Annotated in this window: 16 protein-coding genes; 7 read left to right on the top strand and 9 right to left on the bottom strand. The window is 34.7% G+C overall.

All coding sequences use genetic code 11. The features are described from left to right. Positions 1-14: 14 nt before the first annotated feature. Positions 15-737, bottom strand: a complete 723-nt coding sequence (locus tag DRF58_RS01430; protein ID WP_116031979.1) for an ABC transporter ATP-binding protein — start codon at positions 735-737, stop codon at positions 15-17. A gap of 100 nt (positions 738-837) precedes the next feature. Beyond that, positions 838-2,079, bottom strand: a complete 1,242-nt coding sequence (locus DRF58_RS01425; protein WP_116031976.1) for an efflux RND transporter periplasmic adaptor subunit — start codon at positions 2,077-2,079, stop codon at positions 838-840. 259 nt (positions 2,080-2,338) lie between these two features. Here DRF58_RS01425 and DRF58_RS01420 point away from each other — a divergent pair, with 259 nt between their 5' ends. Together DRF58_RS01420 and DRF58_RS01415 are read left to right on the top strand one after the other, a co-directional pair. Next, entirely contained in the window at positions 2,339-3,682 is a 1,344-nt protein-coding gene (locus DRF58_RS01420; protein ID WP_116031974.1) for a sigma-54-dependent transcriptional regulator, read from the top strand. Positions 3,683-3,734: 52 nt separating this feature from the next. Beyond that, entirely contained in the window at positions 3,735-5,051 is a 1,317-nt protein-coding gene (locus DRF58_RS01415; RefSeq protein ID WP_116031972.1) for a sensor histidine kinase, read from the top strand. A 4-nt stretch (positions 5,052-5,055) separates the two neighbouring features. Here the strand turns inward: DRF58_RS01415 and DRF58_RS01410 are convergent, their stop codons facing one another. The 5 genes from DRF58_RS01410 to DRF58_RS01390 all read right to left on the bottom strand — a co-directional run bounded on the left by DRF58_RS01410 (position 5,056) and on the right by DRF58_RS01390 (position 9,172). Next, the gene (locus DRF58_RS01410; protein WP_157966693.1) at positions 5,056-5,799 is read right to left on the bottom strand and encodes a DUF2490 domain-containing protein; all 744 of its coding nucleotides are present in this window, start codon (positions 5,797-5,799) and stop codon (positions 5,056-5,058) included. A gap of 13 nt (positions 5,800-5,812) precedes the next feature. Next, positions 5,813-6,259: a PepSY-like domain-containing protein gene (locus tag DRF58_RS01405; RefSeq protein WP_116031967.1), complete on the bottom strand. Its 447-nt coding sequence runs from the start codon at positions 6,257-6,259 to the stop codon at positions 5,813-5,815. Between the two features lie 53 nt (positions 6,260-6,312). Next, the gene (locus DRF58_RS01400) at positions 6,313-7,122 is read right to left on the bottom strand and encodes an HAEPLYID family protein (protein WP_116031964.1); all 810 of its coding nucleotides are present in this window, start codon (positions 7,120-7,122) and stop codon (positions 6,313-6,315) included. A 98-nt stretch (positions 7,123-7,220) separates the two neighbouring features. Next, positions 7,221-8,498: a sensor histidine kinase gene (locus DRF58_RS01395; protein ID WP_116031961.1), complete on the bottom strand. Its 1,278-nt coding sequence runs from the start codon at positions 8,496-8,498 to the stop codon at positions 7,221-7,223. Further along, positions 8,495-9,172, bottom strand: coding sequence for a response regulator transcription factor (locus DRF58_RS01390; protein WP_116031960.1), 678 nt, complete (start codon positions 9,170-9,172; stop codon positions 8,495-8,497). Before DRF58_RS01390 ends, DRF58_RS01395 begins: the two co-directional genes overlap by 4 nt. Positions 9,173-9,305: 133 nt before the next feature. Here DRF58_RS01390 and DRF58_RS01385 point away from each other — a divergent pair, with 133 nt between their 5' ends. Beyond that, entirely contained in the window at positions 9,306-10,145 is an 840-nt protein-coding gene (locus DRF58_RS01385; RefSeq protein ID WP_116031957.1) for a restriction endonuclease, read from the top strand. Between the two features lie 59 nt (positions 10,146-10,204). Here DRF58_RS01385 and DRF58_RS01380 read toward each other — a convergent pair whose 3' ends face one another. Both DRF58_RS01380 and DRF58_RS18325 read right to left on the bottom strand, forming a co-directional pair. Next, positions 10,205-10,738: a DUF4136 domain-containing protein gene (locus DRF58_RS01380; RefSeq protein ID WP_116031956.1), complete on the bottom strand. Its 534-nt coding sequence runs from the start codon at positions 10,736-10,738 to the stop codon at positions 10,205-10,207. A 57-nt stretch (positions 10,739-10,795) separates the two neighbouring features. Beyond that, positions 10,796-10,972: a DUF5522 domain-containing protein gene (locus tag DRF58_RS18325; RefSeq protein WP_157966692.1), complete on the bottom strand. Its 177-nt coding sequence runs from the start codon at positions 10,970-10,972 to the stop codon at positions 10,796-10,798. 40 nt (positions 10,973-11,012) lie between these two features. On the opposite strand from DRF58_RS18325, the gene DRF58_RS01375 reads away from it, so the two are divergent. The 4 genes from DRF58_RS01375 (at position 11,013) to DRF58_RS01360 (ending at position 15,710) form a co-directional block, all read left to right on the top strand. Then, positions 11,013-11,339: a hypothetical protein gene (locus DRF58_RS01375; RefSeq protein WP_116032019.1), complete on the top strand. Its 327-nt coding sequence runs from the start codon at positions 11,013-11,015 to the stop codon at positions 11,337-11,339. Positions 11,340-11,475: 136 nt separating this feature from the next. Then, positions 11,476-13,455, top strand: coding sequence for a KUP/HAK/KT family potassium transporter (locus DRF58_RS01370; RefSeq protein WP_116031953.1), 1,980 nt, complete (start codon positions 11,476-11,478; stop codon positions 13,453-13,455). 27 nt (positions 13,456-13,482) lie between these two features. Beyond that, positions 13,483-13,962, top strand: coding sequence for a Fur family transcriptional regulator (locus tag DRF58_RS01365; protein ID WP_116031951.1), 480 nt, complete (start codon positions 13,483-13,485; stop codon positions 13,960-13,962). Then, positions 13,962-15,710, top strand: coding sequence for an OstA-like protein (locus DRF58_RS01360; protein WP_116031949.1), 1,749 nt, complete (start codon positions 13,962-13,964; stop codon positions 15,708-15,710). The genes DRF58_RS01365 and DRF58_RS01360 overlap by 1 nt, the downstream gene beginning before the upstream one ends. Positions 15,711-15,932 lie beyond the last annotated feature (222 nt).

The following is a 15,932-nucleotide window of genomic DNA, read 5'->3' as shown; positions in this document are numbered from 1 at the left end:
CATCAACTAAATTTTTACTCAAAGTTTTTTGCGTCTGCTTTTTCGAAGACATCTTTTCTTTGAGAAGAATGTTCCTCGCTGAAAATCTCGCCGTCTTTCATATTCACAATTCTGGAAGCGTAACCCGCATCATAAGAAGAGTGCGTTACCATTGCAATCGTAGAACCTTCTCTGTGAAGTTCTGCCAAAAGATTCATTACTTCGTTTCCGTTGGAACTGTCTAGATTTCCAGTTGGCTCATCGGCAAGAATTAATTTTGGTCTTGTTACCAAAGCTCTTGCAACCGCCGCTCTCTGTTGTTGACCTCCGGAAAGTTGCTGTGGATAATGTTTTGCTCTGTGAGCGATGTTAATTTTCTCCATAATTTCTTCCACTCTTCTTTTTCTTTCCGAGGAAGAAATACCGTTATAAATCAATGGCAATTCGATGTTTTCATAAACCGTTAATTCGTCAATCAAATTAAAATTCTGGAAAATGAAACCGATGTTTTTCTTTCTGATGTCTGATTTTTTCTTCTCAGAAGTTCCGATGGTTTCTGTTGATTCAAATTGATAAGAACCTGAAGAAGCGCTGTCCAGCAAACCAAGAATATTAAGAAAAGTCGATTTCCCACAACCTGAAGGTCCCATTATTGCAACAAATTCGCCTTCTTTGATTTGCAGACTTACATTGTTAAGCGCGTTAGTTTGAACATCTTCGGTTTTATAGATTTTTGAAAGGTTGGTGATGTTTATCATAATTAGTTGATTGTTTTTAGTTGTTGGTTGATAGTTCTTAGCCTATTATAAATTAGTAATTGAATTAAATTTTCTGTCTAATGTCTATTATCTATCCAGTCTATTTTCTAATATCTAAAATTTCATATTTTTTCAATTCAGAATAATCTGAAGTAATGACCGATTCGCCTTGTTTCAATCCAGAAGTCACTTCATAATAAAGAGGATTTTCTCTTCCCAGACTGATGTTTCGTTTTTCAGCTTTGTTATTTTTCACTACAAAAATCCATTTTCCATTGGTGTCTTTGTAGAAATTCCCTTTCGGAATCATCATACTTTGTGTGTCGGCAGACAATTTCAATTTTACCCCGAAAGTCATTCCGATTTTAAGATTTTCAATTTTTGCATCAATGAAATTTAATTCAACTGAAAACTGTCCGTCTTTCACTTCCGGAAGGATTTTCGTGATAATCACTTCGTATTCTTTTCCATTGTTATCCAGACTTCCTTTGATTCCGTTGGTTAATTTATTGATGTAATATTCATCAACTTTTGCAACCAACTTGTAACCGCCCATCAAATCGATTTTTCCGATGCTTTCTCCAGTCGTCAAATTTTGTCCAAGCGAAATATTGAATGATGACAACCTTCCAGAAGCAGGCGACATTATCAGGAAATTATTTTTGTTGGAACGAAGGAAATTCAAACTTTTTTCCATTTGATTAATGGAATTATTAATCGCTGCGAACTGAGAATTTCTAGAAATTTTCTCATTAGAAGCCCCTTTTTCTACGATTTGTTTTCTGTCTTTTTGATAATTCAAATTCTGAAGTGCAATATCATAATCGGTTTTCTTTCCAATTTCCGCATCGTACAATCTTTTTTGAAGATTAAAACTTTGCAACGCCGTATTATAATCATTCTGAGACTGTAACAGTTCTTTATCCTGATTAAATTCTTGATTTTTAAATTCCAAAAGCGAACTTCTCATCTGGCTGATCTGTTGCATAATTCCTGTTTCCTGATTCAGATAATTGAATTCCGTATTTGGATTATAAACTCTTGCGATTGGTTGTCCTTTAGTTAACATTTGTCCATCTTCCGCAAAAATTTCTTTTACAGCACCGCCTTCCAAAACATTTACAAGAGAAGAATTAAGAGATTGCGTCTGCGCAGTTACCATCAACATATCTTCGAATTTTCCATTGGTTACTTCATCAATCGTAATATCTTCCGATTTTACATTATAAGTTTTTTTCTGCTTGAGGAAATACCATCCAAAAACCAAAACTGCTGCCGCGGAAGCAACAATGATTAAGACAAATTTTAGTTTAGATTTCTTTTTTACTATTTTCGTATCCATATTTAGATAACTATTTTACTTACAGACAATTACACAATGCAAGTGCCACAAATTTATAATCTTGTAACTCTCTGTAAATGTGATCAAATATCAATTTATTAATTTTAAAACTGTTCATTATCGGACACTTTTTGTGCGAAAACGAACAAATTTAGTTGATGGTTGTCGGTTGTTAGTTGATTGTTTTTAAATTTTTTCTAAAATGCTACAATCACAACCATCAACCAAAAACTGTCAACCGACAACCAAATAAAAAGAAATGCGAAAAAAAGAAGCTCATATTTTAATTGTGGATGATGACGAGGACATTTTGTTTTCGGCGAGAGTTTGGCTTAAGAAATTTTTCACGGAAGTCAGTTGTCTCAGTCAGCCCAAAAATATTTTGAAATTTTTATCCGAACAACAAGTTGACACGGTTCTTTTGGATATGAATTTCCGAAAAGGTTTTGAAAACGGACAAGACGGTTTGTATTGGATGCAGGAAATCAAAACTTTAGAACCTCAGCTTCCGATTATTCTGATGACTGCTTATGGAGAAGTGGAATTGGCTGTTGAGGCGTTAAAAAATGGCGCTTCCGATTTTATTCTAAAACCTTGGAATAACGAAAAATTATATGCTTCCGTCAATCTCGCAGTTGATGTTTCGAGGAAAAACAAAAAGCTGAATCAGTGGGAAAATGTCAGTATCAAAACCAATCAATATCAGCTTGAAACAAAATCTCCTGCAATGCAGGAAGTGATGGACCAAATTGAACGAGTTTCCGCCACCGACGCTAATGTTCTGCTTTTGGGAGAAAACGGAACCGGAAAATATGTTTTAGCAGAAAACATTCACGAACTGTCTGAAAGGAAAAACCAACCTTTTGTTCATATCGATTTGGGAAGTCTTTCGGAAAATCTTTTTGAAGCTGAATTATTTGGTTATAAAAAAGGAGCATTTACAGATGCACATCAGGATTATGCCGGAAAAATCGAAAACGCTGAAAACGGAACGGTTTTCCTTGACGAAATCGGGAATCTTCCGCTTCATCTTCAAACCAAATTATTGAGTTTGATTCAAAATAGAAAATTGTCCAGAATTGGAGAAAGCAAAGAGCGACTATTGGATGTGAGATTTATTTTTGCAACCAATGAAAACCTTAAAAAAGCCGTTTCTGAAAACCGTTTCCGAAAAGATTTATACTATAGAATCAATACGGTTGAGTTGAATATTCCAAGTTTGAGAGAACGAATTGAAGATATTTCAAATTTAGCTGATTATTTTTTGGAAAAATACAAACAGAAATATCACAAACCTGATTTGGTTTTAAATGAAGTTTTAATTTCAGAATTAACACATTATTCTTGGCCGGGAAATATCCGTGAACTTGACCATTGCATCGAAAGAAGCGTGATTCTTTCCAACGAGAAAAATCTTAAATTGCTGATGCCTCAGGATGAAGAATCCGAGAAAACAATCGTCAATCTAAACATCGAAGAAATGGAAGAAATCCTGATTAAAAAAGCATTGAAAAAACATCGAGGAAATATTTCTTTGGCAGCGGAAGATTTGGGATTATCGAGAGCAGCATTGTACAGAAGAATGGAAAAATTTGAATTATGATTTGGTTGTTCGTTGATAGTTTTTGGTTGATGGATTTTTAAATAATTAATTGATGAATTCGAGTCGTTTTGTTTGGTTGATTTTTATTTTGCTTGCGATTGTCAGTGGAATTTTTGCGTTTGATTTTTATTCTCAAAACAAATGGATTAATTGCACTTTATTTTCATTGGTAAGTTTGGTGTGCATTATTTTGGCGCAAACTTCGGCTTTATCATACATTCAGAAAACGGAAAAACTGCTTTTGGCGATTCAGAAAAAGGATTTTTCATTATTTCCTAAAACTGAAGAAAATACGTTGGTCGATAATGCGGTAAAACTTTATTATCAAAGCAAAGAAGAACATCTTTCGCTGTCTTCCTACAAACTTTTGTATGAGGAAATCCTGAATCAATTAGAAATCGGATTGATGATTTTGACAGAAAAAAATAATCATTGGGACGTTTTTTACGTGAATCCTGTTTTCTTAGAAATTCTAGAAATTCCAAAATATAACTCTTGGAATCTCTACGAAAATAAAGCGCCAGATTTTTACAAAATCATCGAACAGACAAACTACGAAAACTCTCAGGAATTTTTTGATATTTCAATTAATGAAAATGCGAAACAATCGTTTTCTCTCAGAACGAAAAAAGTTCAGAATGCGAAACATCGTTTCTGCATCATCAGTTTAGAATCGGTTCAGAAAATTATCGAACAAAAAGAAAAACTAGCTTGGAACAATCTGATGAAAGTGATTTCTCACGAACTTCTGAATACTTTAACGCCTGTCAATAGTTTGATTCAGAATCTAGAATACATTGCAAATCAGGAAATTATCGAAAAAGAAGACCAACAGGATATGAAGGAAAGTCTGATGATTATCAATTCAAAATCGAAACAACTGCTGAATTTTGTGGATGATTACAGACAAGTTGCCGAACTTCCAAAACCAGTTTTCAAAACCATTTCTTTGACGAATATTGTAGAATCTGCTCTTAATTTCCTCAAACCAGAATTTGAAAAAAATCATATTACGATTATCAACTCTTTGGAAAATCATATAATTTCTGCTGATGAAAAGATGATTGAACGTTGTTTAATCAATCTTTATCTCAACGCCATTTATGCCGTTTCTGACAATGTGGAAAGAACGATTAAAACCGAAATTAAAACTCAAAACAAACGAATTGTTTTGATTGTAGAAGACAACGGAGTCGGCATCCAAAAGGAAATTCAGGATAAGATTTTTCTTCCGTTTTTTACGACGAGAAGTAATGGCTCTGGAATTGGCTTGACATTGAGTAAAAGTATCATCGAAGCGCATAAGGGTTATCTCAATTATAAACCTTTGGAACAAGGAAGTCGATTTGAAATTTGGTTTGTGGAATGAATTACTAATCTTTATGTTTCCCAATAAAAACTATGTCCAAAGCAAGATAACTCACATCGTATGGATGATTTCTACCCACTAGATTATTCATATAACCAATATCAAAAGTGACAGACGAGTTTTTGGGAGTCACCGAATAATAGGCTAAAAACCGACTTTCGTGGTATTGCATGTCACTCCATTCTTTTGAAACTGCACCTTTTTCTGTTGAAAATAATTGTTCCGAACTCAAAATCAATTTTTTGGATGCGTCTTGATTTAAATCTATACTTAATTGCAACCGAAACCTACTTCTAAATGCAAAAGACTCTGCATCTTCCAAACTTTTTGGGGCGAAAAACTTTCTAAATTCTTGTCTAAAAGTTGGTGTGATTTTGAATTTCTCACCTTTAAAAGCATAAGACAATCTACCGTACAACCTTATTTCCTGCTGATCAATAGTTTTTCTATTTTCAGAATTTTGTACTTTTTGATCTCTTAAACTTAAAGCAAATGAATATTGCAAATTGTTTTTCAACTGATGATAAAATTCTTGATTGAGGACCAAAATCGCAGGTTTTCCTATAAAATCAAGAGCATTTTCACTCGTTCTTCCCATTCCGAAATAAGTCATAGACTCCCAATTTTCATTCATTTTTTGTTTAAACCCTGCAGCAAACCAGCTCGCCGTTTTGGCGTGTCCCAAACCTGGCGCACTGATCTGTGCAGAAAGGTTGAAGTCAAAAAATAGTAAAATTATAACACTCAAAAAACATCTCATCTTAATCTTCTTTTTTCTGTAAAATTCTTCCTTGACTGTCAAAAACAATTTTCCATTCGATTGAATGATTTTTCAGTTCGGCTTTGTAAATCGTTTTCCCGTTTTTGAAAATTCTTTTTACGTCATCTACTTTGTAACCCGCATAATACTTGTTAATAGTTGCTAAAACAGTTTTTGGAAGTTTATTTTTGGAGATTTCTTCATCATGCCTAACCATTTTTCCATCTCTGGAATAGAGAATCTTGTGGTCATCACCTAAGAATCTAGTTTCAAATTCCACTTCATAAAGGTTACCTTTGATCTCCCAATCGATATCCGAAGCTTTTGGGAAGTTTTTTTGGAACTGGTTTAAAATAACCGATGGAACTTCATTCTGATGAATATCCTGCGCTGAAATGTGATTAAAACTTAAACATAAAACACTGATTGTTAAAATTAAATTTTTCATAATTTAAATTTTATATTGCTAATATCTAAAACGATTTGGGAAACATTTGGGAATCAAGGTTCATAAATCAATCTAAAGAAAGAAGAATTATTCTGTTGATCATGATTCATAGGAATTCCTGTGACTACTCCAACTGCAAAATGAGAATTCATCTTGATTTTAACTTGCGGTCGTAAAGTCACCACCATTTTCCCGTGACTGATTTCTTTATTTACTTCCACACCAATAAAATGACTTGTATTGGGAAGTGTGTACATCACAGAACTGTTGATTTCCCAATCCACAGGAGTTCCACTTTCGCCAAATTGATGTTGGATTTTTGGATATGCGTACACCAAAGTATGAATACTAGAACCCCATCTTTTTGCCGCAACAAAAAACGGACTGTACGTTAATCCCGTAATAAATTTCCCTTTCCCATAATTTTTAAAATCATTAAACTCCAAAACCTGTGTATAACCGATTGCTAAAGAAGTTTTGGCCTTTTCTGAAACAAAAAAAGAATACTGCGCCGAAAATCTGATTCCATCCAAACGGTTTCCGGGAATTTGTTCTTTTGCAGTCCCGTTTTTCGGACTGAAAAATGAAAAATCGGTTTCCACTTCCAGACCTAATCGATTGATGGGAGCAAATTCATATTCCGCCAAATATCCGTTTTCTCTGTAATTTTTAGTGCTTGCAAAATCGGCTCCGATGTTGAATTCTTTTTCACCTTTTCTCGCACCGAGATCTCTCACCAAATCTTGAAAAATAGGTTCTGCGTGAGAAACTTTTACGGGTTTAGATGAAGTTTGTGACATTGCTAAAAAGCATCCCAAAAATTGAATGGTTCCGAATATTAAAATCTGTTTCAGTGTTTTCATACTGCAAATCAACAGTACGAATCGGGAAAATTTTGGGAAGAAATCTGGAAAGAGGTGGGAATTCGGTTTTTGAACTAAAAAGTAATTTTTCCTAACTTCTAAAACTTCACTTTAAACTCGTGCATCTCTCCTTTAAATTCATACGAAACAGAAAATTCATACAACTCGGCAATCGCTTTTACAATCGCCAGTCCTAAACCTGTTCCTGACTGATTTTCTTTATTTTTCTGGAACCTAGTAAAAATTTTTTCCTGTGCTAAAGATTGAAGATTTCCTGTGTTTTTTACCGTTAAATAATGTTCAGAAATTTCAACTACCACTTTTCCGTTTTTGATGTTGTGGAAAATAGCGTTTCGCAAAAGATTAGAAACGATGATATTCATTAACACTGAATCGGCATTGACAGAAAGTTGGGCATTTTCTTGCGATGAAATTTTAACTTCTTTAAAATCAGCAATATCTTCAAGATCGTTGATGTTTTTTGCAACGATTTCGTTTAGCGAAATTTCCTTATTGTCAAAAAACTGCTTGTTTTCAATCTTGGTTAATAGTAAAAGTGATTTATTAAGTCGAACCAGCCTTTCGATAATTTCCAGAATTTCCGCAATTTTTTCTGCCTGATTTTCGCTAAAATTTTCCCTTTCCATCAACAGTTCAAGCTTACTGATGGCGATGGCTAAAGGAGTCTGAAGTTCGTGTGAAGCGTTTCCGATGAATTCTTTTTGTTGCTCGTACGTCTTTTCGCTGTAATTCAAAAGTGTGGTCACGGCTTCCTGTAAATCTGCAAATTCTTTGGTTTTTGTTTCTGCTTTCGGGAACGTTTTTCCTGCTCCGAGTCGGTAATTTTTTAATTCATGAAGCAATTCATAGAACGGTTTCCATAATTTTTGAAGTACCAAATTGTTAATCACTAAAATACTGAAAATCAAAAGCACATACAATCCTGCGGCGTCCCAGAGAAGTTCTTTCACAAGATCGTCTTCTTCAACCATATTGTTGAAAATTTTCAGTTCGTAAAAATTTCCATTCTGCTCAAAAACGGTTGTTAAAACCCGTACAGGTTCCAGTTCAGGAGCTTCGTCATCGGCATCCTGGGCATAAATTTCGGTGTCTTCGTAGGTGTCTTTAAAATTCAGCGCTTCATTTTTGCTGATAGGATTTACCGAAAAAAAACCTTCATCAAATGTTTTCTGCTGCAAAATCGTGGAATCTTTTTCCGCTCTGGAAACAATCTGCCGCTTGTAATTTTCGAGCTCTTCATCTACGCTGTCCTTAATTTCGTCGAGCATATTAAAATAAAACACGACCGACCAAAGACTTACGATAAGCAATAGCCACGACATGAGGTGGAGAAGAGATCGGTTGAGGAGTTTCATTTTTCTTTCAGTTTGTAGCCGATTCCGTAGATGGCTTCGATTTCGATTTCAGCGTCGCTTTGCTGAAGTTTTTTTCTTAAATTTTTAATCTGATAATAAATAAAATCAAAATTATCTGCCTGATCGATATTGTCGCCCCAAACATGCTCCGCCAAAGCAGTTTTCGTTACCAAACGGTTTTTGTTGAGCAGGAAATAATTCAAAATATCAAACTCTTTTCTGTTGAGTGCAAGATTTTCTCCGTTTACCGTCAATCTACGTTCTGTAAGATCCATTTCAAGATTGGAAATGATGATTGAATCTTTCCCATCGAGATTTTTTCTGCGCAGAACGGCTTTTATTCTGGCGTTGAGTTCGGCATTATGAAAGGGCTTTGTTAAATAATCATCGGCTCCTAGTTCAAGACCTTTCAATTTGTCATCCAGAGAATCTTTTGCGGAAATAATAATGACGTTTTCAGATTTGCCCAAATCTTTCAATTGCTGTAAAAGCTGAAGCCCGTTTCCGCCGGGAAGCATGATGTCGAGTAGGATACAGTCGTAATTATACATCCCGATTTTTTCGCTTGCAGAAACAAAATCTTCGGCAGTTTCAATAAGATACTGCTCTTGAACCAGCGAATCACAAATCGATTTTAAAAGCTCTTTTTCGTCTTCAACAACAAGGATTTTCATGCAACAAATGTAGAGAATGATTCTGGAAAGAGGTGGGAATCTATTAATAAGTTAACTAGTAATAAAACTTTTTTTATTTTTACTAAGTCCCTTAAGCTATAATTAGGACATAGAGTAAAATTTCACATATCATATGAAAATCAAAAATAATGCTGGCGAAACGGTAGAATTTGAAATTGGAAAACTAGAAAGTTCTCTTAGAAATTCTGGTGCGAACAATCATTCTATCAAAAAAGTACTCCAAAATATTTTACCAAATTGCTTTGACGGAATCACGACGAGAGAGTTGTATAAAATGGCGTTTGATGAGTTGAAAAAAATATCAAATTCTGCCGCTGCAAGATACAGCCTAAAAAAAGCTTTGCTGGAATTGGGACCTGCGGGATTTTATTTTGAGCAATGGATTTCGAGAGTTTTTCAAAACATCGGTTACAAAACAGAAACGGGACAATTGATAAAAGGACATTCGGTGACTCACGAAGCGGATGTTATTGCTAAAAAAGATGATAAAACTTATTGGGTAGAATGCAAATTCCGAAATGCAGAAGACACGAAAATCTCCGTCACAACGCCAATGTATGTTCTATCGAGAATCAAAGATATTTCTAATATTCAGTATAATCTTTTCGGAACAAAAACCGAATTTACAGACGGTTGGCTGATTACTAATACTTATTTTACTAAAGATTCTGTTGCTTTTTCAGAATATTATGGATTAAGATTATTGTCTTGGGATTTTCCTGTGAATAAGTCGATTAAAAATCTGGTTGACCAAAATGCACTATATCCGATTACTTGTCTTACAACTTTGGACGGAAAACAAAAACAAAAATTATTGGAGAACAAATGTGTATTGGTAAAAGAATTATTTAATAATCAGAATTTATTGAATGTTTTGGAACTCAATCAAGAAAAGAAATCAGAAGTTATGAAAGAAGCAAAAGAACTGATGACAACGAAAATATCAGAATAAAAAAACCGCAGAAAATTCTACGGTTTTATCTTTTTTCTATCAGTCTATTAGTCTAAAAACTATTTCCCTTTTTGCGGTGGATAATTAGCCATTATCTCAGCCACAACTTGCGGGATTTGTTTTTGTTTTGACTTTGGAGAATCTACAGAAATTCCACTTCCTGTACCTTGCCAAACCAATTTTTGAGTTTTTGCATCGATGATGTCAATCACGATTGTTCCGCTGTTATAGTTGTTGGTCCAAGTATTTCCCATACCGAAGCCTCCACCCCAGCCCCAAGGTCTTCCCCAGCCGAAACCGCCTCCGTAAGAAGTGGTAATGTCCTGAACTTTTTTGTGAGATGCTTTTACATTGATAATCAAATCAGGATTCTGAGCAGAAGTTAAACCTTTTGCCTGAACTTGTTTTGACAATTCATTCAAAACTCTGTCTTTGTCAAGGTCGTTCATTTTCAAATCGTCGGTTCTTAGCAAATACGTTTTGTAGTTTGCAAAATTTGCTGTTGCAGAATAATCCGATTTCACTTGGAAAGGGCTACAAGAAGTCATTCCCAAAGAAACTGCCGCTAGTAATATGAAGAAATATTTTTTCATAATGTAGATTTTAATATTTTTAAAGAACTATGGAATCGCAATGCGATTTCATTTTATTTAATTTTTTGATTTTTTAATAAAAGTATCCGTCTTTTTATCATAACCATAAGGGCAATGTCTGCATCCGCTTTTACAGCAATAACCACGTTTCAAATGGAATTTTTCTGTAAAAACTTTATAACCTTGTTCGTTATAATAAAAGTCTTCATTCTCTTTGATGTCATTTAGTTTCATAAGTTAAAAACTATACCAAAATTTTTATCTTTGATTTATGATAATTATTGTTTGTCAAAGATTACTCAAAAATACTAAAATTTCGGGGATAACACTATTTCCGTTTATATTGCTGAGAGAAAAAGATTACAGACAAAATAGAATCTTAATCAATCACGAAAAAATCCATATCCGTCAGCAAATGGAATTGTTGATTATTCCTTTTTACATTTGGTATCTTTCAGAATATTATATCAAATATTTGAAATACAAAAATCCACATCTCGCTTACCGGAATATCAGCTTTGAACGAGAAGCTTACGATAATGACCAAAACTTGGATTATTTGAAAAAAAGAAAATTTTGGAGCTTCATCAATTATCTCTAAAATCAATATGAGAAACGATTACGAAGATGAATTCCAGAATTACTATTTTCTCGAATATTACATTTTCATCAAAAAAATTTCTCAATCTGTAAAATAATCTAAATTTGCAGAATTATTTTCACAATAAGACTTTATTATGTCGCAAGATAGCAGCGGTCATTTTGACCTCAAAAAACTTTCCGCAGTTGGCGTTTTAGTTTCATTAGGAATCGTTTTCGGAGACATCGGAACCTCACCGTTGTACGTAATGAAAGCCATCATCAACGCAGGAAGAGAAGGAGGAATTATTTCTGAAGAATACATAGAAGGTTCATTGTCTTGTATCATTTGGACATTGACTCTACAAACTACAATCAAATATGTTATTATCGCTCTCAGAGCTGATAACAAAGGTGAAGGTGGAATCTTGTCGCTTTATTCTTTGGTCAAACGATTCAAGAAAAAATGGCTTTATATTGTTGCCATAATCGGAGCTGCAACTTTGGTTGCTGACAGTATCATCACACCATCAATGACCGTTATTTCTGCGATTGAAGGTTTAGAATTGGTAACACATAAACCACCTGTTGTTCCTATAACATTGATTATACTAATTATCATTTTTGTCGTTCAGCAATTTGGAACCAGTTTTATCGGAAAGTTTTTCGGCCCCATTATGGTACTTTGGTTTCTTGTTTTAGGTGGATTTGGATTGGTTCATTTGATAGATCATCCTTTGGTTTTAAAAGCTTTCAATCCTTATTATGCAGTTAAATTAATTTATAGTTCGCCTAGCGCAATCATTATTCTTGGTGCGGTGTTCCTTTGTACAACAGGTGCGGAAGCATTGTATTCTGATCTTGGACATTGCGGAATCAAGAATATCCGAGTGAGCTGGATTTTTGTAAAAGCAATGCTGATTCTTAATTACTTAGGTCAGGGTGCTTGGCTTTTGAATAATTATCACGAAGTTTTCCAAGGAAAAAATCCATTCTTCGGTATTATGCCAGAATGGTTTATAATTCCTGCTGTTGTTTTGGCGACCGCTGCGGCAATCATTGCAAGTCAGGCTGTAATCACAGGAGCTTTCACAATGTTCTCAGAAGCAATGTCGCTCAACTTCTGGCCCAATCAAGAAATCGAATATCCTTCAGGAATCAAAGGTCAAATGTACATTCCGAAAATTAACTGGGGACTTTTGTTACTTTGTTTCATCGTCGTTATTTACTTTAAAGAATCGAGCAAAATGGAAGCTGCTTATGGACTTTCCATTACAGTTACGATGTTGATGACAACCATTCTTTTGATTTTCTGGTTCTTAAAATCTAGAACAAAAAAAATCTACATTGCATTATTCGCTTTGATTTATCTCGTGATAGAAGGTGGGTTTTTCAGTGCCAACATTATCAAATTCTTTGATGGTGGTTGGATGTCTGTTTTATTAGCCGGCTTTATCGGAGTTTGTATGTACGCCTGGTACAACGGTAGAATCATCAAAACGACTTTCATCAAGTTTGTAAAACTGGAAAAATATATTTCTACGATTAAGGATATGAAGTTGGATGAAACGATTCCGAAGTATGCGACCAATCTTGCTTTCATCAGTCGTGCAAAGAGAGACGACGAAGTGGAATCGAAAATTATTTATTCAATAATTCGTGCACAACCTAAAAGAGCCGATCATTATTTTATTTTAAATATTGTCAATCAGGAAGATCCTTACAGTTTCAAATATCATGTGGAAGAGGTTTTGCCTGGAACAATTTATAAAATCAGTTTCTTACTTGGATTCAAGAGAGATAGAAGAATCAATGATTATTTCCAGCAGATTCTAAACGAAATGATGGAAGAAGGTACTATCCCGTCAAGAAGTTCACATCCATCTTTGAGAGCACACAACATTCCGCCAGATTTGAAATTTGTGATTATTGATAATGTTTATATTAATGACTTCTTGTTGACAATCCGAGACAAAATCATTCTTAATATTTATAATTTTGTTAAAAAACTGGGAAGTAATGATTTCACCGCTTATGGTGTTGCAAGTCATAACGTTGTTGTAGAGTCGGCTCCGTTGCTTGACCAAAAAATTAAAATAGAGAAGATAGAAAAAGTGGAAAATCATCATCACGATTAATCCCAAAAAAATCGCTATTTTTGTACTATGGATACGAAACAAAAAGAGTTGAATATCGCAACTATAAAAGACGTTTTAAGACAATATCTTCAGGATAAAGGTTTCCGCAACACGCCGGAACGTTACACTATTCTTGAAGAAATTTATAATATGGAGCACCACTTCAATGTGGATGACCTTTATCTATTGATGATGCAAAAAAAATATCACGTAAGTAAGGCAACGATTTACAATACGATTGAGATTTTCTTGGATGCAGGCTTAATTAGAAAGCACCAATTCGGGGAAAAAACTTTGAGTACATCTTCTTATGAAAAGTCTTATTTTGATAAGCAGCACGACCATTTGGTAATTTACAAAACTGATTCTGACAAAGAAATTGAAGAAATTATAGAATTTTGCGATCCCAGAATCCAAGGTATCAAAGACTCAATAGAAAAAGCATTTGGCGTAAGTATTGATACGCACTCTTTGTACTTCTACGGACACAAGAAGTCTGAAAATTAATGAAGAAATCCTTTTTTGTAGTTCTACTTCTAATTTTTGTTAGACTATTTTCTCAGGTCACACCGCCAGCCCAAAATCCGGGATTGGTAAAAGACCCTTTTTTCAAAAATCAAAATACTCAAACACAGCCTTCTAAAAAAGTAATTAATAAACATGCTGATACTTTCGGTATCAAAGAAGATAAATATGAAGGTAATCCGGTGTTCTCTGGAAATGTTGTTTTTGAACATCAAGGTTCTGTTCTTACAGCCAATGAAGTTGTTTTTTATCAAAAAGAAAATTTCTTGAAAGCCATCGGAAATGTTGTTCTTACAACTGCCGACGGAAACAGAATCACCGCCGAAGAAATGGAATACGATGGAAATACAGAACGTGGAATCGCAAGAAAAAATGTAGTCCTCACCGATCCGAAACAAACCATCAAAACAGAAACTCTTTATTACGACAAGATCCCAAATACTGCTTATTTCAACAGTGGAGGAACGATTTATAGTAATGACGGAAGTGTGATGTACACCAAATCGGCGACTTATTATCTCAATACAAAAATGATTGATTTCATTGGCCGCTCCAATATCGAAACGGATAAGTACACCATCGTCAGCGACAATATCAAAACCAATCAAAACACCAATGTTTCAGATTTCTTTGGGCCAACAACAATCCGAAGTAAAGAAAATCCAAGAAACTATGTTTACACAGAATTAGGAACTCATAATTCCAAAACTGGCGAATCTTTCCTTAACAAAAACTCCAGAATCCATTATAACGACAAAGTTCTTACTGGCGATAAATTGTACTACAACCGAAATACAGGCTTCGGAAAAGGAACAGGCAATGTAATGTTGGACGACCCGAGGCAGAATCGTTTCATAAAAGGTGGTTACGGCGAAATCTACGAGAAAAAAGATTCTGCCATGATTACAGACAAACCTTATGCTGTAAAAATCCTAAGCAAAGATTCGGCTTATATCTCGGCAGAAAAATTCTTGACATTTCAGAAACCCGATTCTATTGATAAGCTCAAAAAAAAGAGTTTTTTACGCGCTTTCAGAAAAGTGAGGATTTTCAAAACAAACATGCAAGGTCGTGCAGATTCTCTCAGTTTTAACGAGACCGATGGTGAGATGCACTTGATGAGAAAACCAATTCTCTGGATGGGCGTAAAACAGATAACCGGAGACGAAATAAGAGTTTACAGCAATCCCGAAAAAGAAGTTACAGACTCTATAAGAGTCATCGGAAATGCCTTCGCCATCAGCAAAGCAGACTCTCTGAATTTGAAAGACGAGTTCAATCAAATCAAAGGAAAATTAATGATTGTTTATCTAACGAATAATGCTATAGACAGCGCCAAAACCGTTGGTAATGCACAAGCCATTACATATGCAGATGATACCAATCAAAAAACGAAAGAAGTCACCAGAATTGGCGTTGCACTTTCCACGTGTGGTGAGATTGTGGCCGATTTTCTAGAACGTCGTTTGGAAATAGTTTCTTGTAACATTGGCGCCAATACAGACACTTATCCAATGAGCAAAATCTCAAAACAAGACCGTTTCTTCAAAGATTTCAATTGGAACACCAAAGACCGTCTACAGAAAATGAGCGACATTTTCCTCGATACACCTAATTATCCCGAAATTGTTTATGATTCGGACAATTCTCTTTTTGATAAAGCTGAAGCCGAACGTAAAAAACTCGAAGAAAAGAACAAACCAAAAACGCCGGTTCGGGTTAAAAAGTAAATTTCTGTCATATTGATCGGAGTAAAATATGGGCGCCTTTATCCGCCTTCCACTCCCGCTTTTTTCTGTCATTGCGAACGAACCGAAGCCATCTGTAGAACTTTTGTTCATCGCAATGTCAGAAAAAGAGCTCCGTTCAAGTCGGGGCGCGCTTCGCCAAGATAGAAATTTTTGTCATTTCATTCAACCGAAAGTCAAAAATTACCGAAATTTGTACTTATA

The sequence above is a fragment of the Epilithonimonas hispanica genome (genome assembly GCF_003385395.1).
Classification (GTDB): domain Bacteria; phylum Bacteroidota; class Bacteroidia; order Flavobacteriales; family Weeksellaceae; genus Epilithonimonas; species Epilithonimonas hispanica.
Note: the sequence above shows the minus strand (reverse complement) of the source record. Positions and strands in the feature narration are given on the sequence as shown.

Excerpts from the sequence above, each read along its gene's own strand:
- DRF58_RS01430 (WP_116031979.1), bottom strand. The coding sequence starts at position 737 with ATGATAAACATCACCAACCTTTCAAAAATCTATAAAACCGAAGATGTT.
- DRF58_RS01395 (WP_116031961.1), bottom strand. The coding sequence starts at position 8,498 with ATGAAACTCCTCAACCGATCTCTTCTCCACCTCATGTCGTGGCTATTG.
- DRF58_RS01365 (WP_116031951.1), top strand. The coding sequence starts at position 13,483 with ATGGATACGAAACAAAAAGAGTTGAATATCGCAACTATAAAAGACGTT.
- DRF58_RS01425 (WP_116031976.1), bottom strand. The coding sequence starts at position 2,079 with ATGGATACGAAAATAGTAAAAAAGAAATCTAAACTAAAATTTGTCTTA.
- DRF58_RS01400 (WP_116031964.1), bottom strand. The coding sequence starts at position 7,122 with ATGAAAACACTGAAACAGATTTTAATATTCGGAACCATTCAATTTTTG.
- DRF58_RS18325 (WP_157966692.1), bottom strand. The coding sequence starts at position 10,972 with ATGAAACTAAATGACATCAAAGAGAATGAAGACTTTTATTATAACGAA.
- DRF58_RS01380 (WP_116031956.1), bottom strand. The coding sequence starts at position 10,738 with ATGAAAAAATATTTCTTCATATTACTAGCGGCAGTTTCTTTGGGAATG.
- DRF58_RS01415 (WP_116031972.1), top strand. The coding sequence starts at position 3,735 with ATGAATTCGAGTCGTTTTGTTTGGTTGATTTTTATTTTGCTTGCGATT.
- DRF58_RS01360 (WP_116031949.1), top strand. The coding sequence starts at position 13,962 with ATGAAGAAATCCTTTTTTGTAGTTCTACTTCTAATTTTTGTTAGACTA.
- DRF58_RS01405 (WP_116031967.1), bottom strand. The coding sequence starts at position 6,259 with ATGAAAAATTTAATTTTAACAATCAGTGTTTTATGTTTAAGTTTTAAT.
- DRF58_RS01390 (WP_116031960.1), bottom strand. The coding sequence starts at position 9,172 with ATGAAAATCCTTGTTGTTGAAGACGAAAAAGAGCTTTTAAAATCGATT.
- DRF58_RS01370 (WP_116031953.1), top strand. The coding sequence starts at position 11,476 with ATGTCGCAAGATAGCAGCGGTCATTTTGACCTCAAAAAACTTTCCGCA.
- DRF58_RS01420 (WP_116031974.1), top strand. The coding sequence starts at position 2,339 with ATGCGAAAAAAAGAAGCTCATATTTTAATTGTGGATGATGACGAGGAC.
- DRF58_RS01385 (WP_116031957.1), top strand. The coding sequence starts at position 9,306 with ATGAAAATCAAAAATAATGCTGGCGAAACGGTAGAATTTGAAATTGGA.